Below are 24620 nucleotides of genomic sequence, written 5' to 3' on the forward strand. Positions count from 1 at the left end.
GCTTACCTCAGTTTCAGTGTTGCGAGACCGGCCAAGGCCAGAACCAGACTGATGATCCAGAACCGGATCACCACCGTAGATTCTGACCAGCCAAGCTGCTCAAAATGATGGTGGATCGGTGCCATCCGGAATACCCGCCTGCCGGTACGCTTGTAGAAGAAGACCTGCACGATGACCGACACAGCTTCGAGAACAAAAAGACCGCCGACGATGGCGAGCACAATTTCGTGATGAATGGACACGGCAATGGCACCCAGTGCGCCGCCGAGGGCGAGACTGCCCGTGTCGCCCATGAAGACGGCGGCGGGTGGGGCATTGAACCAGAGAAACGCCAGACAGGCGCCGATTATACAGGCGCAGAATATGGCAAGTTCTCCCGCGCCCCGGACAAACGGAATGCCCAGATATTCTGCAAAAACCGCATTGCCGGAGAGATAGACAATGATCAGGAACGTGGCGCTGGCAATGACGACCGGCATGGTGGCCAGACCGTCGAGGCCATCGGTCAGATTGACCGCATTTCCGGCGCCAACAATGACAAACATGGCAAACGGGAAATAGGCCCAGCCGAGATTGATCTGTATGTCGCTGAAGAACGGGACATAGAGGGAGGTTCCGACTTCCCGCACGATCAGCCAGGTGGCGAAAGCGGCGATGGCAAATTCCATCAGCAACCGGACCTTTCCGGAGACACCCTTGTGGCTGGCCTTGGTGACTTTGTCATAGTCATCCATGAACCCGATCGCACCGAAACCCAGGGTCACGAAGATGCAGGTCCAGACGAAAATATTGGTCAGATCCATCCACAGCAGCAGGGAAATGACTAGCGATATCAGGATCATCAGCCCGCCCATTGTCGGCGTCCCGGCCTTTTTCAGGTGGGTGATGGGACCGTCTTCACGGATCGGCTGCCCCTTGCCCTGACGCATGCGAAGCATGTTGATGAAGCGCGGTCCGATCAGCAGACCGATGAAAAGAGCGGTTGCAACGGCAGCGCCGGAACGGAAACTCAAATAACGAAAGACATTCAAAATGCCTTCAAACTCGAGCCATTGTGCCAATAGGTAAAACATTAATACTCCCCGCTCACCAGTCCGGAAACCGTGCTGGCAAGCCCCAGATAATTTGATCCCTTGACCAGAAGGATATCCCCGTCGCCCAGAATTTCAGCGACTTCGGACAGTGCGTCCGCGGCGCTGGCGACATGTGATATTTCCAGCGGATTATCAAGCGATGCCGCAGCTTCCTGTTTCAGCCGGGCCGCCGTGTGCGCCATTTCGTCGCCAACCAGTATGACCTGCGCAACTCCGGACGCAAAAATATCATCAGCCAGCGCTTCATGATAATGTTGAGACCGGTCACCAAGTTCACCCATCGCACCCAGAATTGCGATACGCCGGCCTTCGCATGCTTCCTCTGCCATTTGTACCAGCGTGGCCTTCATTGAAACCGGATTGGCATTGTAGCTCTCGTCAATCAGCAGGGCAGAACCGCCATCCTTGAGCTGCAGATTGTGGCGCTGACCGCGTCCCGCCAGCCCTTCCAGTTCAGCCAGCGCCAGCCCGGCCGACGCGAGATCACCACCCACCGCCTGCACCGCCGCCAGAATCGCAAGAGCATTCGACACCCAGTGTTCGCCCGGCATGGAAATCGTGAAGCACAGACTTTGATCACCCAGCTTGGCAGTGACCAATGATCCACCGCCTGGTGCCGGTACCACGTCAACCGCCCGGACGTCGGCGCCCTCCTGCAATCCGAAACTCACGATATTTTCGCAATGGCTGGCGGCCTTGTCGCGAAGGCGCTGATAGTGCCGGTTGTCGAACGGCACGATTGCTGTTCCGTCCTTTTCCAGACCTTCGAAAATCTCGCCCTTCGCATCGGCAATCGCTTCTTCATCGGGAAAATGCCCGATATGCGCTGGCGCAATGGTCGTCACGATGGCGGCGTGCGGACGGACCAGTCGGGTCAGCGCCGACAGTTCGCCGCTATGGTTCATTCCCATTTCGAAAATGCCAAATTGCGAATCTCGTGGCATGCGGGACAGGCTGAGCGGGACCCCGACATGATTGTTGTAACTTTTAAGGGATCGGTGCGCCTTTCCCAGCGAAGACCGGTTCAGGGCAGCGAACAGCGCTTCCTTGACGCCCGTCTTGCCCACCGATCCGGTGACGCCAATAATTTTCGCCCCGGTTCGGGCGCGGGATCCGATGCCCAGTTTGTCGAGGGCAACAGCCGTGTCGGTAACCCGGACGTGCGGGCCATCAACTGCTTCAGACACCAGTACGCCGCTCGCACCGGCTTTGATGGCTTTGTCGATATAGAGATGACCGTCACTCTGCTCGCCCTTGAGCGCGATAAACAAATCACCCTCGCCAACTTCCCGGGAATCAAAAGCAACACCATTGACCTGGAAGTCTCCGTGAATCGTTCCGCCGACGGCATCGGCTATTTCGGAAGATGTCCAGAGCGCCATCAGGCCACCTGCTCGTTGCTGGCCTGGCGGGCGCATTCGCGGGCCACTTCGACATCGTCAAACGGAATGATCCGGTCACCAACAATCTGACCCTGCTCGTGCCCTTTGCCTGCGAGCAGGACGATATCATCCTGTCCGGCCAGCGTGATGGCAGTCAGGATAGCTTCCCGGCGGTCCGCAACCTCCTGCGCATCACCGGCCCCGGCCAGAATTTCCGCCCGGATCGCTACCGGGTCTTCATTGCGTGGATTGTCGTCGGTGATCAGCACCACATCCGACATGTCCGCAGCAACAGCACCCATTTCCGGGCGTTTGCCCTTGTCCCGATCCCCACCGGCGCCAAATACCGTGATCAACCGCCCCTTGACATGAGGTCGCAACGCTTCGATCGCCGCCCGCAATCCGTCCGGCGTATGGGCATAGTCGACGTAAACCGGTGCGCCAGCAGCCGTAATGACCGCCCGTTCCAGCCGGCCGCGCACGGGCTGCAGACGCTGCATGTGATCAAATACATCGTCCAGGGTCCCGCCAGTCGAGAGCACAACGCCCGCTGCACACAGCGCATTGGCGGCCTGATAGGATCCGATCAGTGGCAACGCGATCCGGTGGGTATTGCCGTTGGCCTTGACCATCAGCGTCTGCCCGAGCTGGGTCGGCATCCGCGAGACGAGACGAAGCGACGTACCCTTTTCTCCGACGGTGAAGAGGTTCAGCCCCCGATCCATGGCCCGGCGCGAAACCTTGCTGGACCATTCATCATCATCGGCCCAGACCACCGCCGTTCCATCAGCATCGAGCACCTCGTCGAAGAGGCGCATCTTCGCCTCGAAATAGCTCTCCATGTCGCCATGATAGTCGAGATGATCGCGGCTGAGATTGGTGAAAACTCCCACCTGCACTGGCAAGCCTTCGGTTCTGTACTGGGCGAGGCCGTGGCTGGAGGCTTCAAATATCGCATGGCTGACGCCTTCGCGCGCCAGACCGGACATGTTGGACAGAAAGGTGACGATATCGGGTGTCGTCAGCCCGGTTTTCACTTGCTCCGAAGCCGTTGTTACACCCAGTGTCCCGATAGAGGCGCTGTTCAAACCGGCCATCCGCCACAATTGCCGGGTCAGTTCTGCCGTCGAGGTCTTGCCGTTGGTTCCGGTGACCGCCGCAACACAGGAAGGCGAAGGCGTGAAATAGCGCGCTGCGAGCAACGCAAACAGGCGTCGCGGCTGGTCGTCCTTGATGTGTACCACACCTTCGACAATCGCCTCCGGCCGGGCCACTACCGCTATGGCACCGGCCTGGATCGCAGCGTCAATATAGTTTTCTCCATTGGCAGCAGATCCCTGAAACGCCCCGAATATGTTGCCGGGTGCAATTTTGCGATTGTCGATCGCAAGACCGGACACATGCGAGTCGCCGGCATCGCCGGTCAGATCAACTTCCGCAATGCCTGCCACAAGCGCACGCAAATCCATCTGCTATCCTTTCGGCGTCCATAACAAGGGGGTCAGTTCCGACACATCGACGTCGCGATGCTCGTCCGGAACAACACCCAGCATTGGCCCAACCCGGGGCACCACTTTGCGCACGATCGGCGCGGCCGTCCAGCCAGCGGTTCGGGCAAAGCCTGTCTCCGCCGTCCCCTTGGGCTCGTCCAGCATGGCGATGATAACATATCGCGGATTGTCCATCGGGAAAGCGGCGGCGAACGTGGATACCAGCGATGTCCGGTTATAGCCGCCGTCGGCAGGTTTCTCGGCAGAGCCCGTTTTGCCGCCAATCCGGTATCCCGGAGCATCGGCATTGCGTCCGGTTCCGCTCGACACGATCATCCGAAGCAACTGCCGCATCCGCGCGCTTGTCGCCGCCTTGAACACCCGGCGCCCTTCGGTCTCGTCACCCGCCTCGACCTTCAGCAACGTCGCCGGGCGCCAGATACCGCCATTGACCAGAGCCGAATAGGCACTGGCCAGGTGCAGCGGCGTGACCGCTATACCATGTCCGTATGCCACGGTCATGTTGGTGACCCGCCCCCATCGCTGAGGCCAGAGCGGACGGCCCCGTTCGGCAATTTCAATATGCGGCCGTTCATCAAATCCGAGCCGCCGGATCATGTTTTCCATGCCTTCCTTGCCAAGATTGTCGGCAATACGGGCAGTCACAATATTGGAGCTGTGCACCAGAGTCTCCGGCACATTGAGATAACGGTCCTGGCTGTGATCATCCTTGATCGTGAACCCGGCCACCTTGATCGGCTCGGTCGCATTGTAGCGGACGGCAAGATCGGTCACCGTTCCGGCATCAAGCGCAGCGGCGACCGTGAGCGGTTTGAAGGTTGATCCGAGCTCAAAGACACTCTGCGTAACTTCATTGACCTGATGCTTCATGCTGTTGCGGCGGATCTTGTTCGGATCAAACACGGGCAGCGACGCCAGGGCCATGACTTCGCCGGTCCGGACATCCATGATGATCCCCGCGGCACCCTTGGCCTCATGCGCTGTCATCGCGGTGAACAACTCGCTTTCCAGGGCGGCCTGGACACGCGTGTCGATCGACAGAACACTCGGCTCTGCACGCAGCGTCTCGTCGGTCAGGCGCTCATCCAGCGCGCGTTCCATTCCCATGACGCCCTTGTTGTCTGCATCGACATAGCCAAGAATATGTGCGGCCAGATCCCGCTGCGGATAGAGCCGTTCATTCTCGCGCGGGAACTCTATGCCGATCTCTCCGATCGCATGAACCTGCCGCACTTCATTGGGCAATGCCCGCCGGCGCAAATAGGTCGGTCGTGAACCCGTAAGCTTTTCGAGAAATTCGGCTTCACTGGTATCCGGGAAAAGCGCAGCGAGTTGCTGAGCCAGCTGCTGCTTGTCGCCCAGTATCCGCTCGGGAACCACGCGAATGGCATAACCGCGAATGGTCCGGGCCAGTGCAACACCGTTGCGATCAACAATATCGCCGCGCGGCGGGATGTAAGTGGCGCTGGACATCCGGACCGGCTGCGCATCTTCGAGGATTGTCAGGCTGATCAAACGCCCGGTGACGATTGTAAATCCCGCGAGAAATACCAGCAGGAGAACCATCAGCCGAAAGTGGGCGCTGGCGGAAATCTCCTTGTTTTTACCGGAAAACTGCACTTTTCTGCTGCTCGCCAGGAGTGTGGTCATCCCCCGTTACTCCGGGTCCGTTCCCGATCAGCCTTGACAGTCAGATCCTTGATCAGTCCGTCATCAAGCAATTTGTTTTCGATGCTGGCCACACGTTCGGTGCGGTTATTTCTCGGCGTCAGCTCGGCTGGCGGAGAAGAGTCTGTCGCTTCCTGCGTTTCGGATACCTCGATCTCAAGAGTCTGCTCCGTATCCACAGGCAGGGTTTTCGCCGATGCGGTCGCGAAAACCGAACCGATAATACCGGCGGGCTGCACCTCATCCATCGCGTTGACCACGGCAATCTTCACCGGTTTGCGCGCGGGCTCGCCACCCAGATTTGCCAATGCCCGCTCACCTTCCAGATATTGCGCCGCTTTCGGGGCCACATACCCGTATTCGAGCTTGTTCCACTCTTCCAGTTGCCGAAGATTGGCCCGGGCACCGAACTCCGTTTCCAGATAGCGGATTTCCCGTTTGACCGAGACGATCTTCTGGTCCGTCCGTGCCAGATCGCTTCGCAGGGAGGCGACGCTCAGCGACAAAGGGTAAAGCAGGATGGCAACCAGACAGACAAGCATCAGCCAGCCGATACCTTCCAGTCTTTTGGCTGCCAGTTTCATCTCGCACCACCTGCCGCTGTTTGTGGCGGCGCGTCGGAACGCACCGCGGAACGAAGGGTGGCGGAGCGGGCTCGGGGATTAGAGGCCTGCTCCGCCCCGGTCGGACGCACCGCTTTGGCTGGTTTATGAAAGGTGGGTGCCGACCGTATTTCTGAAACCTGGGGTAGATGACGGGATCCGGACGCCTGCTGGCCACTCCGGTTCCGCAAAAAATTCTTGACGATGCGATCTTCAAGGCTGTGGAATGTGACCACTGCCAGCCGTCCGCCGGGCTTGAGCAGACGCTCTGCCGCAGCGAGGCCGTCTTCCAGCTCGCCCAGTTCGCGATTGATATGAATGCGAATGGCCTGGAAGGTCCGGGTTGCCGGATCTTTCTTGTCTCCGGGCCGATAGCCCAGCGCCTTGCGAACCACTTGTGCCAGCTCAGATGTCCGCGTCAGCGGACGTGCCCGGACAATAGCCGCAGCGATTCTGCGCGACCGGCGTTCTTCGCCATATTGATAAATGACATCGGCGATTTCGGATTCGTCCGCCGTGTTCAGGAAATCGGCGGCACTGGGTCCGTCCTGCGCCATGCGCATGTCGAGCGGGCCATCCTTCTGGAAGGAGAAACCGCGTCCGGCCTGATCAAGCTGCATTGAGGACACACCGATATCGAGGGTAACACCGTCTATCTCTTCACCTTTCAGCACACTGGCCATCTGCGAATAGACATCATGATGCAAATGCAGCTTGCCGCCGCTGGCTTTCACCAGTGCTTCTCCGGCCTTGATCGCATCCGGGTCCTGATCAAAGGCATGGACACTGGCGCCAGCCTTGAGCATGGCTGCGGTATATCCACCGGCGCCGAACGTGCCGTCGACATGGGTTTCCCCGACGCGGATATTCAGTGCGTCGAGCACTTCGTCCATCAAAACGGGGACATGCGGGGATGGCGCGACAGGGGTGGTTGCCGGGGTCATTTCTTTTTCCCCAGGTCAGCCACCAGTTGCTTGACCTCATCACGGTCAACCGGAAGCTCTACGGTTGTGTCCAGCAAAACCTGCGGATCCCAAAGACAGAAGGACAATCCGGTTCCGAAGAATATCACCTTGTCTTTCAAATGACCCTTGTCGCGATGTCCGTCGGGCAAACCAAAACGCCCGCTGGCGTCAAAGGACAGATCCTTGATCGAATGAAATTTCTTGAAGCTGGCAAGGTCGCGATCATAGTCTTCGCCGCGGGCAATGGCATTGTTTTCCTCGCGATCAATTTCGGCGAGCATGTCGATCTTGCGGCTCAGTCCAAATCCGACAAGGCAATCCCATTTTTCATGCTTGCCGATACACACGGTCCGGCCGTCGCTGCTGGCCACCAGGTCCTTGCGCAGGAAAGCAGGAATCGACAGACGACCCTTGTCGTCAATCGCGGATATTCCGGTTCCTGAATATGCGTAAACACCAGACACAGCCAAATCCCTCGCCTGCATCGAAGACAAAGCTTTCCCGACCCCGGAAGTGCATACTCAGCAGCTCCGGAAAATACCGATTCCCGACAGGAAATTTCCCCGATGACCAAGCAGGGTTAACAGGGGAAAGCCGGGGATGGAAGGGGATTTTACGGGAATTTAAGGGGAATTTAGGGCATGTATTGCTATGTCATTGTTTTTATTGTATTTTATTTTTGCCGCTACAGTTTGAAAGGTTACCGTTGTCCACCTCTCGCCTCGCCGTCCGGAACTCGTCAGCTTTGCAGACAACCTCGATGGATATGTGGAGTCGTTTTTGTGCATCATCTGGTGACCTGCGCTATCAGCCGATCCGTTAGCTGTGCCGCTGCACTTTCAGACTCCGATTCCCAAAGTTCCGCATTGAGAAAATCCGCGTCCGCCAGGAGAATCGCGCGCCCTTCCCCGATCCGGCATTCGGCCAGGATCTTCCCGGCACTCAGGTTGCAACTGCTCTTGTCGTGCAACCGGAAGGTGCCTATCCCGCTGGTTGTGATGGACAGACCTTCCATCTGCAATTCCACCAGGCCGGCGCCATCATCTTCGGGAGCGAGCAGTTCAAGGCCCCAGTGCTCCAGCAGGGGGGAGAGCAGTCCCGTGGCCAGTGGTCGCCGATTGTCGCCCAGCGGAAAGTGGGAATGCCACGTCAGCGCGGGGTCGGTGAGAACGACCATGCGGCCGCCGCCCCGGACCCACTGGTCCAGTGCCGCAAGGTCAGCCGGGTCCATGGCGCGAGGTTGTGCGAGAATGACAACATCTGGCTGCAACGCGTCAAGATCTTCGAAGCTATCCACCGCCTGCAGGTCATAGCGGTCCTGCCAATGGACAAAAACCGGAGCCGGGGTGGCCTTTCCACCGATGATGTCATTCATTGTGGCGCCCTCACCCCAGACGATGGGCAGGCTTGTCATCAACGAAACCCTGAGCGGGTTTTCAGAATGTGAAGTGGATGAGTCCGGTTGCTGGTCCGATCCCGCCGACCACTGCCAGACGGCCAGCGTCGCCGCGACGGCAACGACCAGGCCAGCGGTCAGCATCCGCATGTTTATGGTTCCTGATCCATGGGCGCTTCAAGCTTGGGATCCGGTTCGAGATCGGGCACGACTTGACCGCTGGAACCCGCGGGAGCCAGCAGAGGCGTTTCCTCCACTTCTTCCGGCGCCGGGGCAGGCGTTATGCCAAGCTCGGCCAGTGGCTCGGCCGGTGCCGCTGCCTCTTCGGGCTCGCGGGCCAGTTCACCCACGGCTCCGGCGGACTCGGCCTGAATTTCTTCGATGGCTGATCGCTCGTCGCTGGCGCGCTGCAGAACGAAATTGGCGACACTGACCAGCAGCAGGACGGCGACAAGGCCAACCACGCCGACCTGAATACGCTGCATGGTATCCTGACGATCATTCATTCCGAATTCCTCGTTCTTCAGCTGACCAGTTGATCCGCCTGCTCTTCCAGCCACGGGAACACCGGGAGGTTCTTCGACCGCAGCCATTCTGCATTATACAAAGATGACAAATAACGGAAACCGGTATCACACAGGATCGTGGCGATCTTGCTGCCCGGGCCCAATTCCTTGCCCAAAGCAATAGCACCGGCGACATTAATCCCTGATGACAGGCCGAGACACAGTCCTTCCTCGCGGAGCAGTCGGGCCACCCATTCCAGCCCCTCTTCATCGGAAATCCGGTACTGGGTATCAATCGGGGCATCTTCGAGGTTTCCGGTGATCCGGCCCTGCCCGATACCTTCGGCAACACTGCTGCCTTCCGATTTCAGTTCGCCATGCGCGTAGAAATGATAGAGCGCCGCGCCATGAGGGTCCGCCAGCGCGATTTTCACATTCTCGTTCCGGGCTTTCAATCCCATCCCGACGCCGGCAATCGTGCCGCCGGTTCCGGCAGCACAGACGAAGCCGTCAATCGTGCCATCCGTCTGTTCCCACAGTTCCGTCGCGGTCGTTTCAATATGCGCGCGCCGATTGGCGACATTGTCAAACTGATTGGCCCACACAGCGCCTTCGGTTTCTTCGGCGATCCGGCGGCTGGTATGCACAAAGTGCCCCGGATTGGAATAAGGCGCCGCCGGGACCGTGATCAGTTCGGCACCCAGCGCCCGCAGCGTATCCATTTTTTCCCGGCTTTGGGTTTCCGGCATGACGATCGTCGTCCGGTATCCCTTGGCATTGGCAACCAGCGCGATGCCGATTCCGGTATTGCCTGCAGTGCCTTCCACAATCATGCCGCCGGGTTCGAGCAGCCCCCGCTCTTCCGCATCCTTGACGATGAAAAGAGCAGCCCGGTCTTTGACCGAAGCGCCAGGATTGGCAAATTCACATTTGCCATAGATATCGCATCCGGCTTCCTTGCTGGGTCCGTCCAGCCGCACAAGGGGCGTGTTTCCGATCAGGTCGAGCGTCTGTGGAACAATCATCATTGCATTCAGATAGGCCTCCCAAAGCTGCTCGGCAAGACGAGAAGACTTGGGAGGCCGCAAGTTGTTCTTTCAGCGCATGACGGGTGCGCCAAATGCCGCGATCTAGAAGCGGAATGCGAGACCGGCGCTGATCACCCAGGGATCGATTTCATGGCGCGTCCGCAGCAGTTCCGCCCCGGTGGCGTCCGTCCAGGACGCATCGGTCCGCAGAAAATAGCGCTTTGCATCGACACTCAGACCAAGACCGGAATCATTGATCGCCAGATCAAAGCCCGCCTGGAGCGCAACACCGAACTTGTCATTCAGCTGCAACCGGTCCGCTCCCAGAGCGACCAGCGCGGTGCCGGGCTGTTCATCGATGAACACAAAATAGGTCGGGCCCGCCCCGATATAGGGCTTGAACCCGTCCGCATTGCCGAAATGATATTTGACGGTCAGCGTGGCCGGCAGGATTTTCGCATCGGAAACAGTTTCGGCCCCGGCAAGACCGCCGACGCCATCCACATCATGCTGCGTCAGACCGGCGATCGTCTCGAGCGAAAGATTGTCGGTCAGGAAATATTCGATTGCGACCGTCGGAACAAAATTGTCATTGGCCCGCGTGTCGCTGCCAGCTGGCAAACCGATATTGTCAACCTTGACCTCTGTTATGGACGCATCTGGTGCGACCAGTGTTCCGAGCAGCTTCGCCTGAAAGTCGCCCGCTTCTGCATAGGCCGTGGCGGGGAGCATGGCTGCAAAAGCGAGCGCTGCACCTCCCTTGAGAGCATGTGTTTTTTTCACCTGGAAATCCTTTACTCGTTTCAAATCAGACATCGCTCCCGACTGGAGCGGCCATCTGTCGATCTGATTTAGAGACAAGCGATGATATTCATATTATAAAGAAAAAGGTTGTTTCGATAGAATTTATCTATTTGAAAACATTCTCGCACTCTTGCCAATAGCCCCATGAACGACGATAGCCTTGTCCATGACAACGCCCGATAACTCTCCCATATGGCTTGAAGTATCCCTGAATGGCGGCTCGGGTCAGAAGCATCAGCCCAATATCCCGGTGCGACCCGAAGACATTGTCGAGGAAGCCCTGGCCTGCGTCGCGGCAGGTGCTGCGATTGTGCATCTGCATGCCTATGACCAGAACGGACGCCCGGTCGAGGACACCGATATCTACAGCCGGATCATCGAGGGTATTCGCGCAAGCTGCGATGCGATCATATATCCGACGCTGGCACTGGCTGGCGATGCCGAAAGCCGGTTTGCTCCGATCCGGGAGCTGGCAGCTCGAGGCTTGCTGGAAATGGGTGTCATCGATCCCGGCAGCGTCAACATTACCCATGAATCGCAGATCGCAGGTGATCGCAACGGTCTCGTCTATGCCAATCCCGACGGGCATATTCGCGAGGGGCTTCGTCTGGCGGAACAGGATGGCTGGCGCCCGGCCTTTGCAATTTACGAACCGGGTTTTGCCCGGCTGGGTTCCGCCTGGGCAGATCGGTTTGCAGGACTGAAAAAGCCGGTTTACCGTCTGATGTTCTCTGATCGCCTGCTGTTCGGACTCAAGCCTGACCGCGCCAATCTGGAATTTTATGCCCGGCACCTGGCGGAAACGGCTCCCGGCATGCCGTGGATGATCTCCGGACTGGATGCGGATATCGATGACATTGTCGAACCTGCCCTCGCCATGGGCGGCCATGTCCGGACAGGTCTGGAGGATGCGCCGCTGGGGTCCGCTGACACCAATGTGCAACTGGTGGAACGCATGATGCGGAAGATCGAACAGTCGGAGCGTCCGCTCGCCACGCCTGACGAAATCCGCCAGCACAGCTGATCACGGAGGTCCGGCGGGCGCCTGATCAGACGTTCAAATCATATTTTTCCGGCATCACCTTGCCGAGAATTTTTTCACACGCGCCGAGATTTGCCCGGAAGGCCGCATGCGCCTTCATGCGGTTCAGCAGGTTGACAAGCGCCGGCCATTTTTCTGCATCCGGTGGTCCCACAAGCATGTCGGTCTGCATCATCTGACAGGCCACTGCGATATCGGCAATCGTCAGCCGGTCTCCGATGAACCACTCGCCGCCATCCAGCTGGCCTTCGAGATAATCAAACAGTGGCGGCAGGTCTTCGATCCACGTTTTGCGAGCGGTTGCAAGATCGGGTTCCTTTCCCGAAAACAACGCAAATGCGATTGGGCGGAACAGTCCCAGTCCGCCGGCCCGCGCCATCGCCGTGTCGGCAAATTCCTCAATCCACAGGGCCCGCCCGTACCGGAACGGGTCGGACGGATAGAGGGCCGGCTTGGCATATTTCTTTTCCAGATAGGCACACATGGCCGAAGAGTCCGGGATCGTACCCATGGACCCGTCCCCGGCAATGTCGGTGTCGCGAAGTGTCGGAATACTGCCCAGCGGGTTCAGCTCATTATACCAGTCAGGCAGGTTGCCCAGATTGACGGCCTTTGTCTCATATTCGAGCTCCTTGACACCCATGACGGCCTCCACCTTGCGCTGGAAGGGAGACAGGGGTGAACCGTAGATGATGAGATTTGCCGCCATGGAAATTGTTGCTCCGGTTTGTTGAAAGGAGTTGGGAAGGACCCGGCATAGGCTCTAACCCGCAGATGGATCAAGTCGCAGTGGCGGATATCAGCGCTTCAGTTTCTGTTGAGCCTGATCAGTCGTGGAGGATTGTGACCTTGTCGGCGGCAGATTTCGCAAGCGCCCGGGCGTCATCGGTGTTTTCGCCGGTCGCCAGTGCAACCCCCATGCGGCGATACGTTCGTGTGACCGGTTTCCCGAACAGCCGGACATCCACTTCCGCGCCTTCTTTGCCGAGTGCGAGTGCCTCAGCCGTGCCGGCAAAACGAAACTCCGAACTGTCACGATCGGCAAGAATGACAGCACTGGCGCTGGCCGGAGCCGTCAGCCCGATATGCGGAACAGGAAGTCCCATGATGGCGCGGGCATGCAGATCAAACTCGCTCAGGTTCTGACCGATCAGCGTAACCATTCCGGTATCATGTGGCCGGGGACTGAGTTCAGAGAAGATCACATCCCCTTGTTTCGTCACGAAAAATTCCACCCCGAACAGCCCGTATCCGCCAAGATTGTCGACCACTTTGCGCGCCATGTTCTGTGCGTCTGCCAGGGACTGCTCCTGCATCTCGGCGGGTTGCCAGCTTTCCTGATAGTCTCCGCGTTCCTGACGGTGGCCAATGGGTGGACAGAAAAGAACGCCTTCCCGAGTCCGGATTGTCAGCAAGGTGATCTCGTAGGCAAAGTCCACAAACTGCTCGACGATGACGCGCTGGCGATCGCCGCGCATAATGCCAACCGCATGCTTCCAGGCTTCGTCCAGCTTGTCGGCACTCTCCACCTTGCTCTGCCCCTTGCCAGACGATGACATGACCGGCTTGATTACCAGGGGAAACCCGATATCCGATGCCGCTTCGCGTACCTCGTGCAGAGTTTCGGCATAGTGATAGGCAGATGTTGCGAGGCCCAGTTCGAGCGCGGCGACATCGCGAATGGCATCGCGATTCATGGTCAGCTGGGTCGCGCGTGCGGACGGCACCACATGCACCCCTTCCGCTTCCATCTCTGCGAGGATCTCCGTCCGGATCGCTTCGATTTCCGGAACGACATAATCCGGCTGGTGTGTTGTGATCACTTCGCGCAAACGGTCTCCGTCGAGCATTGAGAAGGTTTCGGATGCGTCCGCAACCTGCATTGCCGGTGCATTTTCATAGGAATCGCAGGCAATGACAAAAGCGCCCAGGCGCTTGGCGGAAATCACAAATTCGCGGCCAAGTTCGCCGGAGCCAAGCAGAAGTATCTTGCATGGAAAAGTCATCCAGCGACCCTATCGGGCGAAAAGGGATTCGTCACCCCGAAGCTGGCGTGGATCCGGCTGCCCGGTGCTGGTCAGGCCCCCTCGCCCGCCATCATCTCGGCCATGCGCCGGTTGAGTTCCTCGGGACTCACATCCTCGATATGCGTCGACAATGTCCATTCGTGGCCAAAGGGATCCTTCACCCAGCCGGAACGATCCCCGAAAAACTGGTCCTCGACCGGACGGACCGCCGTCGCACCTGCGGCGACGGCCTGATCAAAAGCGGCATCGCTGTTCTCGACGTAGATCATCAGGCTGCAGGTGCCCCCGCCCCGCTTGTTGGGGCCCAGCTTGTCCATGTCGGGAAACTCGTCGGCCAGCATGATGTGGCTGTCACCTATGAGGAGGTCGGCATGGCCGATCTTGTCCCCCATCGGCATGCGCATCACTTCCTCCGCGCCAAATGCTGCCTTGTAAAAATCAATCGCCGCGGCCGCGTCATCCACTATGAGATAGGGTGTGACACTGTGATATCCGTCTTCTTTCCAATCCGCCATGTTCGGCCTCCTCAGTGATATTGTTGCAACAATGAGTAGCAAAAATCAGGTCGCAAGGCGACCGCGCCGGATTAACGTTTGATATATTATAACATATCTCTTATCTGGCACTGCATATTTCCAGTGTAAAAGGTAATCTTCCCATGCGTGTTTCAAGGCTTCTGACCAGTACGGCTCTTGTCCTCACCCCCCTCTCCCCTGCCCTCGCACAATCAGCGCAGGAAGAAGCTGGCGGCGATGATTTTCACAATCGTGAAGCGATTGTTGTCACCGCTCCCTATCTTGATCAGCTCGACATTCTGGCCGGCACTTCCGCGCTGTCCGGAGAAGATCTGGCCGAAGACCTGCGGGGCCAGATTGGCGACTCGCTGACCAAATTGCCGGGCGTCTCCTCAACCAGTTTCGCGCCAGGTTCGTCCCGCCCCGTATTGCGCGGATTTCAGGGCCCGCGCGTCCGGGTCCTGACCGATGGCATTGGGACACTGGACGCTTCAAACACCTCTGTTGACCATGCCGTGACCATTGATCCCCTGACTGCGCAGCGCGTCGAAGTGCTGCGCGGTCCGGCCGTGCTGCTCTTTGGCGGGGACGCCATCGGCGGCGCGGTCAATGTTATTGACAAGCGGATTCCACGCGATGTGCCGGAAGAGCCTGTCCATATCGATGCGCTTGGCGGTTTCGGCAGCGCTGCTGATGACTGGAGCATTGCCGGTTCCGTGGATGTCCCCCTGACCAGCAAGCTGGTATTGCATGTCGATGGCAGCTTCCGCGACACCGATGATGTCCGCATTCCCGGTTTTGCCGTTGCACCGGAATTGCGTGCAGAACTTCTGGAAGAAGCCGCCGAAGAAGAAGCGGAAGGTGAGCTGGAAGAAGCGGAAGAATTCCGGGAGGCCGCCAATCAGCGTGGCCGCGTGGAAAACACTGCAACCCGGACCTGGACTGCTGGAGCAGGACTGGCCTTCATTGACGAAGGCGGAAATCTGGGTTTCTCGGTCAGCTACTATGACAGCGACTATGGTGTACCCGGACGCCCGGGAGCCGGACATCATCACGGTGAGGAAGATGGTGATGATGACGGCGGCGAAGAAGAGGAAGAGGAAGGTCCGGTCACCATCGGAATGGAACAGTTCCGGGCGGATCTGCGCGGCGGTGTCAATTTTGACGGCTTTTTCGAATCGCTGAATCTTCGGGCCGGTTACTCAAATTATGAACATACCGAGTTTGAAGGCGATGAAATCGGAACTTTGTTCATGGTCGAAGGCATCGAGGCCCGCGCCGAACTGGTGCAGCGCGAACGCAACGGCTGGCGCGGCGTGATCGGCACGCAATTTCTGACCCGGGATTTCAATGCGATTGGGGCAGAAGCCTTCGTTCCGCAGAATGACATCGAGTCCTGGGCTCTGTTTACGGTCCAGGAAATTGATCTCGGTGACTATGAAGTGGAAGGCGCCCTGCGTTTTGAAACAACGGACATCACTGCAAACTCTGTCAATTTCGACCGCAGTTTTGACGCTTTTTCAGCGGCATTGGGCTTCGCCTATTCTCCGGGTGACGAAGCGCTTCGTATCGGCGCCAATCTCAGCCGGTCCGAACGCGCACCGGCGGCGGAAGAGCTGCTGTCCAATGGTCCGCATATTGCCACCCAGGCCTTTGAAATCGGCAATCCGAATTTCACGACCGAAAAAAGCTGGGGCGGCGAACTCTATGCGCGGTGGGACAGCGACAATGTCAATCTGGGCGTGACTCTCTACGCCAATCTTTTTGACGATTTCATTTTTGAAACAGAAACCGGAGCAGAAGAGGACGACTTGCCGGTCTTCCAGTTTTTCCAGCAGGATGCGACCTATTACGGGATCGAGGCGTCAGCTTCGGCGGTTGTCGCGAGATCCGGCGGATTTGACTTTGTTGTGGACGGCGTCGCAGACTATGTCCGCGCGAAAATCGACAATGGCGGCGGCCCCGTTCCGCGCATCCCGCCCTTGCGACTCCTGGGCGGACTTGAGGCACAGAGCGGCAATGTCGATATCCGGGCGGAAGTCGAATGGGTCGATGACCAGGATCGCGTGACCACTTTCGAAACCGCAACCGATGGCTTCACCATGGTCAACGCCTCGGCGGCATGGCGCCCGTTTGGCCGGGAAGGCGGCGTGACCTTGCTGGCTTCCGCCAATAATATCTTCGACGTCAATGCGCGTCGTCATGCCTCGTTCACGAAAGACTTTGTACCTCTTGCCGGACGTGATATTCGCGTAAGTGCAAAGTTCAGTTTCTGACCGAATTGACCAGATCGCTGGTTTTCGGTCTGCTGACGGAAAACCAGGAGTGACCTGCATGCGTAAATTTCTGGCTGCTATCAGCCTGACTTCAGCCTTTCTGCTCGGAGCCTGCAACACCGTGCAAGGCGTCGGCGAGGATATCCAGTCTGTCGGCCGGGCCGGTGAACGCGCGATCGACTGACGCTTCGCGTAGCAACCCGAGGGCGTTCCGTGCGTTGAAGCACGAAACGAACTGACAGAGACAAAAGATCGAGGAGACTATACATGCGCAAGCTATTTGCGTCGCTGCTGATTTCATCAACACTGGTCCTGGCCGGTTGCAACACCGTGCAAGGGGTCGGACAGGATATTGAATCTGTCGGCAAAGCCGGCGAAGAGGTCATCAACTAGAGCCCGGCAGGCTCAGTCCGCCTCTTTGGTTGCGGATTTCCGGCGATCTCCGAACCACATGATCGCCAGAGAAACTTCATAGAGCAGGATCAAGGGGATCCCCAGCATGAGCTGGGAGACCACGTCGGGCGGTGTCAAGATGGCGGCCAGCGCGAAGGCCGCAACGACCATGTATCGGCGCAAACCCTTTAGCTGCTGGCGCGTGACAAGGCCTGCCCGGTTAAGAAGCAACAGCAATACCGGCAGCTGGAAGCACACACCAAATGCCAGAATGAACTGCATGACCAGCGAGAGATAGTCTCCCATTGCCGGGAGAGCTTCCTGTGTCAGCCCGCCCACTTCCCCTTCAAACCCCAGGAAAAAGCGGAACGCCGTCGGCATCACGATATAATAGGCCAGCGCTGCACCAGCCGTAAAAAGCAATGGAGTGGCGATCAGGAAGGGCAGGAACGCCTTTTTCTCGCTGGCGTAGAGGCCTGGCGCCACGAACGCCCAGAGCTGATTGGAAATGATCGGAAAAGCGAGGAAAAAGGCGGCGAACATGGCGACCTTGATCTCGACGAAGAACGCTTCGTAGAGCTTGGTGTAAATCAGCGTGCCTTCACCAGCCGGAAAGGCATCGGTCAGCGGTACGACCAATATGCCGAAAATCTCGTCGGCGTAGAACAAGCTGAAAACGAATGCGATCACAAGCGCGACCACCGCCCATAACAGACGCTGGCGCAACTCGATGAGGTGCTCGATCAGCGGGGCCTTGCTGTCATCAATATCGGGAGCGGCCGGCTTGTTCATGATTTCGCTGCATCATCTGAATTCGGGTCACCGGAATTGGATGCTGCTGGTTCATCTTCTGGCGGTGCCGTCTCAACTACTGCGGAATCACCATGATCGGGTGCGTCCAGCGCTTCCATTTTGGGTTCCTCGTCGGAACCAGCGGGATGCTCGCGCATGATGCGGTCATTTTCCGCGGCCCACTTTTTTTCCATTTCCTGGAGTTCGGCTTCACGGACCATCGCATCGAGCCCGGTGCGGAAATTGTTCATCACGCCGCGTGCCTTGCCCATCCATTTGCCGGCGGTTGCCAGCGCACGCGGCAGTTCCTTCGGGCCGATAACGACCACTGCCACGATCGCGATGATCGCGATTTCGGAAAATGCCAGATCAAACATGGGCCTTTGCGGTCCTCTTCACCGGACCACCGGTTCAGCCAGCGGTCTTGTCTTGTGTCGGGCTCTTGTCAGCGGGCACTTCGGCGGGTTTGCTGTCCAGCTTGGCCGTTGGCGTGTCCTCTTCGTCATTAATCCCCTTTTTGAAGGATTTAATGCCCTTGCCAACGTCGCCCATCATTTCCGAAATCCGGCCGCGACCGAACAGGATCAGCACCAAGGCCGCCACGATTAAAATCTGCCAAATACTCGGTTGCATCACAAATCTCCTGATCTCTGCACCCTACTTAGGCGCTTTCGACCGCATTTTCCAGTGAATGCGTGGGATCATCCCCACTTTCTTCAGCAGGTGTATCAGACGATTCTGCGTCTGAGTCCACTTCACCCTCATCCGTATCTTCCGCGGATTCACCGGCTTCCATTTCCATTTTTTCCAGCGCGAGATCGACCGGATCAAGCAAACCGGCTGCTTTCAGATCATCAATCCCCGGCAGATCCTTGCGGCTCTGCAGGCCGAAATGGGTGAGAAACTCGGCTGTTGTTGCATAAATCAGCGGTCGCCCCGGCACTTCGCGTCGTCCGGCCGGTCGCACCCAGCCCGCTTCCATCAGGACATCCAGCGTACCCTTGGCCACCTGTACGCCGCGAATAGCTTCAATTTCGGCCCGGCTGACCGGCTCGTGATAGGCGATAATCGCGAGGGTTTCCATGCCCGCCCGGCTCAGCTTGCGAAGCTCAGCCCGCTCCCGTCGCAGCAAGTGGGACAGGTCCTGGGCCGTCTGAAAATGCCAGCGGTCACCCGTCCGGATCAGGCTAATGCCCCGCCCGGCATAGTCTTCCTGCAACTGTTCAAGCGTAGCGCGAATATCGATGTCCTCGCCAACATACAGTTTGATGTCGGCAATCGTCATCGGCGTTTCCGCTGCAAATAGTGTCGCTTCGACTGCCCGCAGATTTTCTCCAACCTCAGCGACCGCGCTGTTGCTGTCGTCGATGATCAGGCTCCGGTCTTCATCCATTGCATTTTCCACATCATTGTCCATTTTCATTCGCCTTCAGTCTCAACGGCGCAAAATTCTCTTCCTGGTCAATCAGCAATTTGCCTTGCCGGGCCAGTTCCAAAGCAGCCACAAAGCTGGAAGCCAGAGCAGATTTTCGCAGTTGTGGCGGGGCGCCGGGCGGGAGAAAATCCCTGATATCGGTCCATTCAATCGCTTCTCCGAGCATCAGTGAAACCCGTGCCAGTGCGTCCTCAAGCGTCATCACCATGCGCTGTTTGACAATGTGCACCGCCGGCTCACCGCGCAGCTTGACCCGGCTGTAGGCGGACAACAGGTCATAATATTCTGCTTGCCAGTGCCGGTTTTTCACCACACGCAAACCTTCGGGCGCGCCGCGGAGAAAGACATCGCGACCCGTCCGGTCCCGGGCAAGCAGGCGGGATCCCGCCTCGCGCATGGCATTCAGGCGCTCCAGTCGCATTTGCAGGCGGAGCGCGAGTTCTTCCGGTGACGGATCGACTTCCGGATCCTTGGGCAGCAGAAGACCCGACTTCAGGTAGGTCAGCCAGGCCGCCATCACCAGATAGTCCGCCGCGAGTTCGAGTTTCAGCGACTGGGCATCAGCGATATATTTGAGATATTGCTGGACCAGTTCGAGGATCGAAATCTCGCGCAGATCCACTTTCTGGTTGCGGGCGAGAGCCAGCAACAAATCGAGCGGCCCTTCCCAGCCATCGATATTGAGAGTCAAACTGTCCTCTGCATCTCCGGTGGGGGGAGCAAAGAAAAAGCTTTCCGGTTCTGTCGTTTCCGTGGTCATGCCGCCGCCATCAATGCATCGCGGCGGGACAACAGTTCTGCCAGTTCCGCCTCGTGTCCTTCGCTTTCGAGTGACGCCATGGCGTCATCCAGCCTGCGGCGCGCTTGCAGTCCGATTTCACCCAGAATATCGGCAATGGCGACCATTTCATCCATCCGGCCCCAGCAGTTCAGCGCAATGTCGCAACCCGCGGCCACAACATCTCTCGCCCGGGTGGGCACGTCGCCTTTCAGTGCTTTCATGTCGAGATCATCGGAAAACAGCAACCCGTCAAAGCCGATCTCCCCGCGGATGATGTCGGTGATCACGGTCGGGGACAGACTGGCGCAATGCTCTGCATCCCAGGCATCGTAAACAATATGCGCCGTCATCCCCATGACCGCACCGGACAATGCACGGAACGGGGCAATGTCGAGTTCCAGTTCTTCCTGCGAGGCCGAAACTCTCGGCAATTCGAGGTGACTGTCGACAACAGCCCGGCCGTGACCCGGCATGTGCTTGATCACACTGACAACGCCGCCGCGTTGCTGGCCGTCAATTACCGCCCGGCCCAAAGCAGCGACCTGACCTGGATCCGATCCCATCGCCCGGTCGCCAATCGCTTCCACAGTTTCCGGCTGGCGGACATCCAGCAAAGGCAGGCAATTGACCGTAATCCCGACTTCCCGAAGGCTTTCCGCGATCGCCTGGGCATTGAGCCGGGCGGCCTCGATAGCGGTTGCTGGCGCTTTTTCGTAAAGCTCCCCAAACCGGCCGCCGGCCGGGAATCTCGGCCATACCGGCTCGGTCATCCGGGCCACGCGGCCGCCTTCCTGATCAATCAGGATCGCCAAATCATCCCGACCATGAAGGTCCCGAAGCTCGTCGGTCAGGGCGCGCAGCTGGTCCTTGTTTTCGACATTCCGGCCAAAAACGATATATCCCGCCGGATCGCTGTCCCGGAAAAACGCCTTTTCATCATCGGTCAAACGCAAGCCCGACATACCGAATATGACGGGTTTCATGCGCGTACCATGGCCGGATCACACCGAGAAACTGGGTAAAACATAACTGGGCTACAATGGGCAAAACCTCGCTGCCGGTAAAGGGGAAAGCGCCGTTATCCACAGCGAATCCCCCACTGTTCCGTTATCGGACGACCAGACAGCTTTCACCAGCGGCTTTCAGATTGTTGCAAATCTGCTGTGCCCGCTCCGCGCTGGGGGCCACGGCATTGAGCCGGTAAATTGTGCTGCCCTCTACTGAACCGCGCACGATCTTCTTGGGCAGGCCTCCAACATCGGCAAAGCGCCGCGCAAATCCGGACCAGCTGCTATCCGCCATCGCGGCTGTGCTGAACGCACCCAGCTGAATCATGGCGCTGCCTGGCGCATTTGGCGCTTCAGGTTTCTTGACCGGTGCCTCGACAGGAGCCGCCGTACCCAGTTTTGCCGGAGTTTCCTTGCCTTCGCTCGCAGCGAAGCTGGCATCGCCTTCGCCCTCAAACTGGCGGGCCTGCGGATCATCAGGACGGACCTTATAGTCGCCTTCCTGCGCCGCAATCAGCTCGCCATCGCCACTGAGCCCATCGCCATCCCTGTTTTGCAGCCAGTAGATGCCGCCTACAATCCCGCCGATGAGAAGCAGCCCGCACAGCACGAAAATCGCGACCCGAACGGGGGAATATTCCCCCTCATCCTCATAGTCGTCAGCTGATTCCAGCCATGGCAAGCGATCTTCGTCATCAAGATCCAGGCTTTGATGATTTTCCTGCGACATTCAAAAACTCCCGTAACCCCACACTATCAGGTGTTTGCTGGCCTTGCGGTTCCGGTTTCATGTCCCGGGCCTACATCTTGTCGGCAGCATCCACACCCATTAGCGCCAAACCGTTACGAATTGTTTGCCCGATATTTTTCACCAAGAAAAGCCTGGCAGACGTGGTTTCCTGGTCGTTAACCATCAGGATCCGCCTCTCAGGCCGATCATTGCCCAGATTATAATAGGCGTGAAATGCCGCTGCGAGGTCATTCAGATAGAATGCGACTCGGTGCGGTTCGCGACTCGAGGCCGCCGATTCGACAATTCTGGGGAATTGCGCAGCCTGCTTGATCAGATCCAGATCCTCGTCCTGCAGCTTTGTCAGATGCGCGTTCGACGGATGCAACCCTTCTTCTGCCGCCTTGCGCAGCGTCGACTGGATACGGGCATGTGCATATTGCACGTAGAAAACCGGATTATCACGCGACGCTTCGGTCACTTTCGCGAAGTCAAAATCCATCTGGGCATCGGCCTTGCGGGTCAGCATGGTGAAGCGCACTGCGTCTTTCCCCACTTCTTCCACCATATCGGCTATCGTCACGAAGTTACCGGAACGCTTGGACATTTTCTCTGGCTTGCCATCGCGCAACAGGTGTACCATCTGGACCAGCTTAACATCAAATCTGGTCTTGCCCTCAGTCAGCGCCTGGACAGCCGCCTTGATCCGCTTGACGGTTCCGGAATGGTCGGCACCCCAGATGTCTATCAGCTCATCCGCCGTTTGCGCCTTCTGAAAATGATAGGCCAGATCGCCACCGAAATAGGTCCAGCGTCCGTCAGATTTTTTGATCGGGCGGTCCTGGTCATCACCAAATTGCGTCGAACGGAACAGCGGCAGTTCCACAGGTTCCCAATCGTCAACAGTCTTGCCTTTGGGTTTTTCCAGCACGCCGTCATACACCAGATCCCGGGACCGCAATTCCGCTTCGGCGGCATCTGCCTTGCCGGCTGCATGCAGCTCCGCTTCCGAAGAGAAGATATCATGCCGGATTCCGAGCAGCGCCAGATCAGCGCGGATCATGTCCATCATGCCTTCGACGGCGGCCTTGCGGAAAGTCAGCAACCATTCGCTTTCAGGCGCTTTCCGATACTGGTCGCCAAAACGCCCGGCCAGTGCCTCTCCAACCGGTTTGAGATATTCCCCGGGATAAAGACCCTCCGGAATCTGTCCGATATCTTCGCCCAGTGCCTCCAGATACCGAAGATGGGCAGACCGCGCGAGCGTATCGACCTGAGATCCGGCATCATTGACATAATATTCACGGATAACCTTGTGCCCCATGGCTTCCAGCAGGTCAGCAAGGGCATCGCCGACAACAGCACCGCGACAATGGCCCATATGCATCGGGCCGGTGGGATTGGCTGACACATATTCGACATTGACGGTGACACCCTGGCCGATTTCAGACTGGCCATATTTGTCACCGAGCTCGGCAATTTTCTGCAATTCGCTGACCAGAACAGACGGACTGACCCGCAGATTGATGAAGCCTGGGCCTGCGATTTCGGCAGAGTGCACGTCGTCCAGCGCGGTCAGCTTGCCCGTGATGCCCTCTGCAAGCTCGCGCGGCTTTTTGCCTGCGGCTTTGGACAGCACCATTGCCGCATTGGTGGCAAGGTCACCATGCGCCGGATCGCGCGGCGGCTCCACGGTCACATTGGACCGGTCAATATCGGCTGGAAGCGCTCCGTCAGCAACCAAAGCGTCCAAAGCATCGTTCACATGTTTCTGAAATTTATGGAAAAGCATGGTTTCACTCAATTTGTCAAAGGGCCTGTCAGCCCGATCAAATCAAGCTGAATCACATTTCATGAAAACGGGATCTCATCGGGTCACATTATATTGCAATTGGGCTTCGGTCAGCTGAAATCCGATCAGCATCTCGAATGTCGAACGAGCGACCGCTGCCCGGACCGACGGATCTGCAAGAGGGTCCAGCGCCGCATCCGGGTCTCCGGGTTTGCGACGCCGCGTGATCCTTTCGATCACTTCTTCAGGCAAACGCGCTGCCGCAGCGTCAACATAGGATCCGGCTTTTGCCGTGGTGCTCGCCCGGTACTGGCCGTCTGCAAATTGCAGGGTCACCGTGTTGAGGCGTTTGGCAACAACGGCGGTGCCGCCCTGAACCACGGTTGAGAAATAGGGTATCGTTACAGTCCGGGCACCGCCTGGCCGCATGCGTGAAGCCTGAACTTCAAAAGTCGCTTCGCTGTAAATTCTGGCGCCTTCACTGTTGCAGGTCGAACGCACGTTGGTAATGTTGGCAACCACATCAATGGCGCTGGCATCGGTGCTTCCCACAGGATCAAACACTGTAACATCGCCAAGATGATTGGGGACCGCAACTGCCGGACAGCCAGACCGGACAACCGAGACACCCACGCCGGAGCTGATATCGATTTCACCATCCGAGGAGCAGCCAGCGAGAGTAAGAGCCGCAAGTCCTGCGACAAATAAAGGCTGGCCAATGCCGTTTCGTTTCATGCTCGATCCTTGCAATTCTTCCCACACGACACCCATATGAGACAGGGTGCCGGTTTCGGGTTCCGCAACCCTTATCCGGGCCTTTAATATGGTGCAACCGTCCAGAAGATGAACAGATGGGCTTTTCGACAACCACGTT

The 24620-nt window shown here is 58.0% G+C and carries 27 protein-coding genes; 4 read left to right on the top strand and 23 right to left on the bottom strand.

Features of this window, described 5'->3' with window-relative positions; translation table 11 throughout:
* Positions 1–2 precede the first annotated feature (2 nt).
* The 11 genes from mraY to BUQ90_RS15000 all read right to left on the bottom strand — a co-directional run bounded on the left by mraY (position 3) and on the right by BUQ90_RS15000 (position 10935).
* Positions 3–1073, bottom strand: coding sequence for a phospho-N-acetylmuramoyl-pentapeptide-transferase (gene mraY / locus BUQ90_RS14950; protein WP_074205924.1), 1071 nt, complete (start codon positions 1071–1073; stop codon positions 3–5).
* Positions 1073–2479: a UDP-N-acetylmuramoyl-tripeptide--D-alanyl-D-alanine ligase gene (locus BUQ90_RS14955; protein WP_143182930.1), complete on the bottom strand. Its 1407-nt coding sequence runs from the start codon at positions 2477–2479 to the stop codon at positions 1073–1075. Before BUQ90_RS14955 ends, mraY begins: the two co-directional genes overlap by 1 nt.
* Positions 2476–3945 (bottom strand): UDP-N-acetylmuramoyl-L-alanyl-D-glutamate--2,6-diaminopimelate ligase, encoded by a 1470-nt coding sequence (locus BUQ90_RS14960; RefSeq protein ID WP_074205926.1) that lies wholly within the window; start codon positions 3943–3945, stop codon positions 2476–2478. Before BUQ90_RS14960 ends, BUQ90_RS14955 begins: the two co-directional genes overlap by 4 nt.
* Positions 3946–3948: 3 nt before the next feature.
* Complete coding sequence (locus BUQ90_RS14965; protein WP_074205927.1) at positions 3949–5637, bottom strand: peptidoglycan D,D-transpeptidase FtsI family protein; 1689 nt, start codon at positions 5635–5637, stop codon at positions 3949–3951.
* A complete protein-coding gene (locus tag BUQ90_RS14970; RefSeq protein ID WP_074205928.1) occupies positions 5634–6239 on the bottom strand; it encodes a hypothetical protein in 606 nt (201 codons plus the stop codon). The genes BUQ90_RS14965 and BUQ90_RS14970 overlap by 4 nt, the downstream gene beginning before the upstream one ends.
* Positions 6236–7201: a 16S rRNA (cytosine(1402)-N(4))-methyltransferase RsmH gene (rsmH, locus tag BUQ90_RS14975; protein ID WP_074205929.1), complete on the bottom strand. Its 966-nt coding sequence runs from the start codon at positions 7199–7201 to the stop codon at positions 6236–6238. Before rsmH ends, BUQ90_RS14970 begins: the two co-directional genes overlap by 4 nt.
* On the bottom strand, positions 7198–7692 hold the full coding sequence (locus tag BUQ90_RS14980; RefSeq protein WP_204244802.1) for a division/cell wall cluster transcriptional repressor MraZ: 495 nt from the start codon (positions 7690–7692) through the stop codon (positions 7198–7200). Before BUQ90_RS14980 ends, rsmH begins: the two co-directional genes overlap by 4 nt.
* 317 nt (positions 7693–8009) lie before the next feature.
* Positions 8010–8768: a Gldg family protein gene (locus BUQ90_RS14985; RefSeq protein ID WP_074205931.1), complete on the bottom strand. Its 759-nt coding sequence runs from the start codon at positions 8766–8768 to the stop codon at positions 8010–8012.
* Between the two features lie 2 nt (positions 8769–8770).
* Positions 8771–9124 carry a hypothetical protein gene (locus BUQ90_RS14990; RefSeq protein ID WP_074205932.1) on the bottom strand — a complete coding sequence of 118 codons (354 nt, stop codon included), beginning with the start codon at positions 9122–9124 and terminating at the stop codon, positions 8771–8773.
* A gap of 17 nt (positions 9125–9141) precedes the next feature.
* Positions 9142–10152, bottom strand: coding sequence for a cysteine synthase A (locus tag BUQ90_RS14995; RefSeq protein WP_074206469.1), 1011 nt, complete (start codon positions 10150–10152; stop codon positions 9142–9144).
* 102 nt (positions 10153–10254) lie between these two features.
* A complete protein-coding gene (locus tag BUQ90_RS15000) occupies positions 10255–10935 on the bottom strand; it encodes an OmpW/AlkL family protein (RefSeq protein ID WP_239447446.1) in 681 nt (226 codons plus the stop codon).
* Between the two features lie 187 nt (positions 10936–11122).
* Between BUQ90_RS15000 and BUQ90_RS15005 the strand changes: the two genes are divergently transcribed.
* The gene (locus tag BUQ90_RS15005; protein ID WP_074205934.1) at positions 11123–11980 is read left to right on the top strand and encodes a beta-keto acid cleavage family enzyme; all 858 of its coding nucleotides are present in this window, start codon (positions 11123–11125) and stop codon (positions 11978–11980) included.
* Positions 11981–12005: 25 nt separating this feature from the next.
* On the opposite strand, the gene BUQ90_RS15010 is transcribed toward BUQ90_RS15005, so the two are convergent.
* From BUQ90_RS15010 to BUQ90_RS15020, 3 genes are all read right to left on the bottom strand, one after another.
* Complete coding sequence (locus BUQ90_RS15010; RefSeq protein WP_074205935.1) at positions 12006–12707, bottom strand: glutathione S-transferase family protein; 702 nt, start codon at positions 12705–12707, stop codon at positions 12006–12008.
* A gap of 118 nt (positions 12708–12825) precedes the next feature.
* Positions 12826–14004 carry a formate-dependent phosphoribosylglycinamide formyltransferase gene (gene purT, locus BUQ90_RS15015; protein ID WP_074205936.1) on the bottom strand — a complete coding sequence of 393 codons (1179 nt, stop codon included), beginning with the start codon at positions 14002–14004 and terminating at the stop codon, positions 12826–12828.
* Between the two features lie 71 nt (positions 14005–14075).
* Complete coding sequence (locus BUQ90_RS15020) at positions 14076–14540, bottom strand: VOC family protein (RefSeq protein WP_074205937.1); 465 nt, start codon at positions 14538–14540, stop codon at positions 14076–14078.
* Positions 14541–14683: 143 nt separating this feature from the next.
* Between BUQ90_RS15020 and BUQ90_RS15025 the strand changes: the two genes are divergently transcribed.
* From BUQ90_RS15025 to BUQ90_RS15035, 3 genes are all read left to right on the top strand, one after another.
* The gene (locus BUQ90_RS15025) at positions 14684–16816 is read left to right on the top strand and encodes a TonB-dependent receptor (protein ID WP_074205938.1); all 2133 of its coding nucleotides are present in this window, start codon (positions 14684–14686) and stop codon (positions 16814–16816) included.
* A 58-nt stretch (positions 16817–16874) separates the two neighbouring features.
* Positions 16875–17000, top strand: a complete 126-nt coding sequence (locus BUQ90_RS15030; RefSeq protein ID WP_074205939.1) for an entericidin A/B family lipoprotein — start codon at positions 16875–16877, stop codon at positions 16998–17000.
* 83 nt (positions 17001–17083) lie between these two features.
* Complete coding sequence (locus BUQ90_RS15035) at positions 17084–17209, top strand: entericidin A/B family lipoprotein (protein WP_074205940.1); 126 nt, start codon at positions 17084–17086, stop codon at positions 17207–17209.
* Between the two features lie 12 nt (positions 17210–17221).
* Here the strand turns inward: BUQ90_RS15035 and tatC are convergent, their stop codons facing one another.
* The 9 genes from tatC to BUQ90_RS15080 form a co-directional block, all read right to left on the bottom strand.
* The gene (gene tatC, locus BUQ90_RS15040; protein ID WP_074205941.1) at positions 17222–18001 is read right to left on the bottom strand and encodes a twin-arginine translocase subunit TatC; all 780 of its coding nucleotides are present in this window, start codon (positions 17999–18001) and stop codon (positions 17222–17224) included.
* The gene (gene tatB, locus BUQ90_RS15045) at positions 17998–18378 is read right to left on the bottom strand and encodes a Sec-independent protein translocase protein TatB (RefSeq protein ID WP_074205942.1); all 381 of its coding nucleotides are present in this window, start codon (positions 18376–18378) and stop codon (positions 17998–18000) included. Before tatB ends, tatC begins: the two co-directional genes overlap by 4 nt.
* A 34-nt stretch (positions 18379–18412) precedes the next feature.
* A complete protein-coding gene (locus tag BUQ90_RS15050) occupies positions 18413–18634 on the bottom strand; it encodes a twin-arginine translocase TatA/TatE family subunit (RefSeq protein ID WP_074205943.1) in 222 nt (73 codons plus the stop codon).
* Positions 18635–18662: 28 nt separating this feature from the next.
* Positions 18663–19394: an SMC-Scp complex subunit ScpB gene (gene scpB, locus BUQ90_RS15055; protein WP_084192814.1), complete on the bottom strand. Its 732-nt coding sequence runs from the start codon at positions 19392–19394 to the stop codon at positions 18663–18665.
* Positions 19395–19407: 13 nt separating this feature from the next.
* On the bottom strand, positions 19408–20196 hold the full coding sequence (locus tag BUQ90_RS15060) for a segregation and condensation protein A (RefSeq protein ID WP_074205944.1): 789 nt from the start codon (positions 20194–20196) through the stop codon (positions 19408–19410).
* Complete coding sequence (gene nagZ / locus BUQ90_RS15065; RefSeq protein ID WP_074205945.1) at positions 20193–21200, bottom strand: beta-N-acetylhexosaminidase; 1008 nt, start codon at positions 21198–21200, stop codon at positions 20193–20195. The genes BUQ90_RS15060 and nagZ overlap by 4 nt, the downstream gene beginning before the upstream one ends.
* A gap of 124 nt (positions 21201–21324) precedes the next feature.
* Positions 21325–21954, bottom strand: a complete 630-nt coding sequence (locus tag BUQ90_RS15070) for an SPOR domain-containing protein (protein WP_074205946.1) — start codon at positions 21952–21954, stop codon at positions 21325–21327.
* Between the two features lie 70 nt (positions 21955–22024).
* Complete coding sequence (argS, locus tag BUQ90_RS15075; protein WP_074205947.1) at positions 22025–23746, bottom strand: arginine--tRNA ligase; 1722 nt, start codon at positions 23744–23746, stop codon at positions 22025–22027.
* Between the two features lie 75 nt (positions 23747–23821).
* A complete protein-coding gene (locus BUQ90_RS15080; protein WP_338044544.1) occupies positions 23822–24613 on the bottom strand; it encodes a hypothetical protein in 792 nt (263 codons plus the stop codon).
* Between the last annotated feature and the right edge of the window lie 7 nt (positions 24614–24620).

The organism is Parasphingorhabdus marina DSM 22363 (assembly GCF_900128895.1).
Classification (GTDB): Bacteria; Pseudomonadota; Alphaproteobacteria; order Sphingomonadales; family Sphingomonadaceae; genus Parasphingorhabdus; species Parasphingorhabdus marina.

What these genes read in the sequence shown, in the direction of transcription:
- mraY (WP_074205924.1), bottom strand. Translation starts at nt 1,073, where the DNA reads ATGTTTTACCTATTGGCACAATGGCTCGAGTTTGAAGGCATTTTGAAT.
- BUQ90_RS14960 (WP_074205926.1), bottom strand. Translation starts at nt 3,945, where the DNA reads ATGGATTTGCGTGCGCTTGTGGCAGGCATTGCGGAAGTTGATCTGACC.
- BUQ90_RS14965 (WP_074205927.1), bottom strand. Translation starts at nt 5,637, where the DNA reads ATGACCACACTCCTGGCGAGCAGCAGAAAAGTGCAGTTTTCCGGTAAA.
- BUQ90_RS14970 (WP_074205928.1), bottom strand. Translation starts at nt 6,239, where the DNA reads ATGAAACTGGCAGCCAAAAGACTGGAAGGTATCGGCTGGCTGATGCTT.
- rsmH (WP_074205929.1), bottom strand. Translation starts at nt 7,201, where the DNA reads ATGACCCCGGCAACCACCCCTGTCGCGCCATCCCCGCATGTCCCCGTT.
- BUQ90_RS14985 (WP_074205931.1), bottom strand. Translation starts at nt 8,768, where the DNA reads ATGCGGATGCTGACCGCTGGCCTGGTCGTTGCCGTCGCGGCGACGCTG.
- BUQ90_RS14990 (WP_074205932.1), bottom strand. Translation starts at nt 9,124, where the DNA reads ATGAATGATCGTCAGGATACCATGCAGCGTATTCAGGTCGGCGTGGTT.
- BUQ90_RS14995 (WP_074206469.1), bottom strand. Translation starts at nt 10,152, where the DNA reads ATGATGATTGTTCCACAGACGCTCGACCTGATCGGAAACACGCCCCTT.
- BUQ90_RS15005 (WP_074205934.1), top strand. Translation starts at nt 11,123, where the DNA reads ATGACAACGCCCGATAACTCTCCCATATGGCTTGAAGTATCCCTGAAT.
- BUQ90_RS15010 (WP_074205935.1), bottom strand. Translation starts at nt 12,707, where the DNA reads ATGGCGGCAAATCTCATCATCTACGGTTCACCCCTGTCTCCCTTCCAG.
- purT (WP_074205936.1), bottom strand. Translation starts at nt 14,004, where the DNA reads ATGACTTTTCCATGCAAGATACTTCTGCTTGGCTCCGGCGAACTTGGC.
- BUQ90_RS15020 (WP_074205937.1), bottom strand. Translation starts at nt 14,540, where the DNA reads ATGGCGGATTGGAAAGAAGACGGATATCACAGTGTCACACCCTATCTC.
- BUQ90_RS15025 (WP_074205938.1), top strand. Translation starts at nt 14,684, where the DNA reads ATGCGTGTTTCAAGGCTTCTGACCAGTACGGCTCTTGTCCTCACCCCC.
- BUQ90_RS15030 (WP_074205939.1), top strand. Translation starts at nt 16,875, where the DNA reads ATGCGTAAATTTCTGGCTGCTATCAGCCTGACTTCAGCCTTTCTGCTC.
- BUQ90_RS15035 (WP_074205940.1), top strand. Translation starts at nt 17,084, where the DNA reads ATGCGCAAGCTATTTGCGTCGCTGCTGATTTCATCAACACTGGTCCTG.
- tatC (WP_074205941.1), bottom strand. Translation starts at nt 18,001, where the DNA reads ATGAACAAGCCGGCCGCTCCCGATATTGATGACAGCAAGGCCCCGCTG.
- tatB (WP_074205942.1), bottom strand. Translation starts at nt 18,378, where the DNA reads ATGTTTGATCTGGCATTTTCCGAAATCGCGATCATCGCGATCGTGGCA.
- BUQ90_RS15050 (WP_074205943.1), bottom strand. Translation starts at nt 18,634, where the DNA reads ATGCAACCGAGTATTTGGCAGATTTTAATCGTGGCGGCCTTGGTGCTG.
- scpB (WP_084192814.1), bottom strand. Translation starts at nt 19,394, where the DNA reads ATGGATGAAGACCGGAGCCTGATCATCGACGACAGCAACAGCGCGGTC.
- BUQ90_RS15060 (WP_074205944.1), bottom strand. Translation starts at nt 20,196, where the DNA reads ATGACCACGGAAACGACAGAACCGGAAAGCTTTTTCTTTGCTCCCCCC.
- nagZ (WP_074205945.1), bottom strand. Translation starts at nt 21,200, where the DNA reads ATGAAACCCGTCATATTCGGTATGTCGGGCTTGCGTTTGACCGATGAT.
- BUQ90_RS15070 (WP_074205946.1), bottom strand. Translation starts at nt 21,954, where the DNA reads ATGTCGCAGGAAAATCATCAAAGCCTGGATCTTGATGACGAAGATCGC.
- argS (WP_074205947.1), bottom strand. Translation starts at nt 23,746, where the DNA reads ATGCTTTTCCATAAATTTCAGAAACATGTGAACGATGCTTTGGACGCT.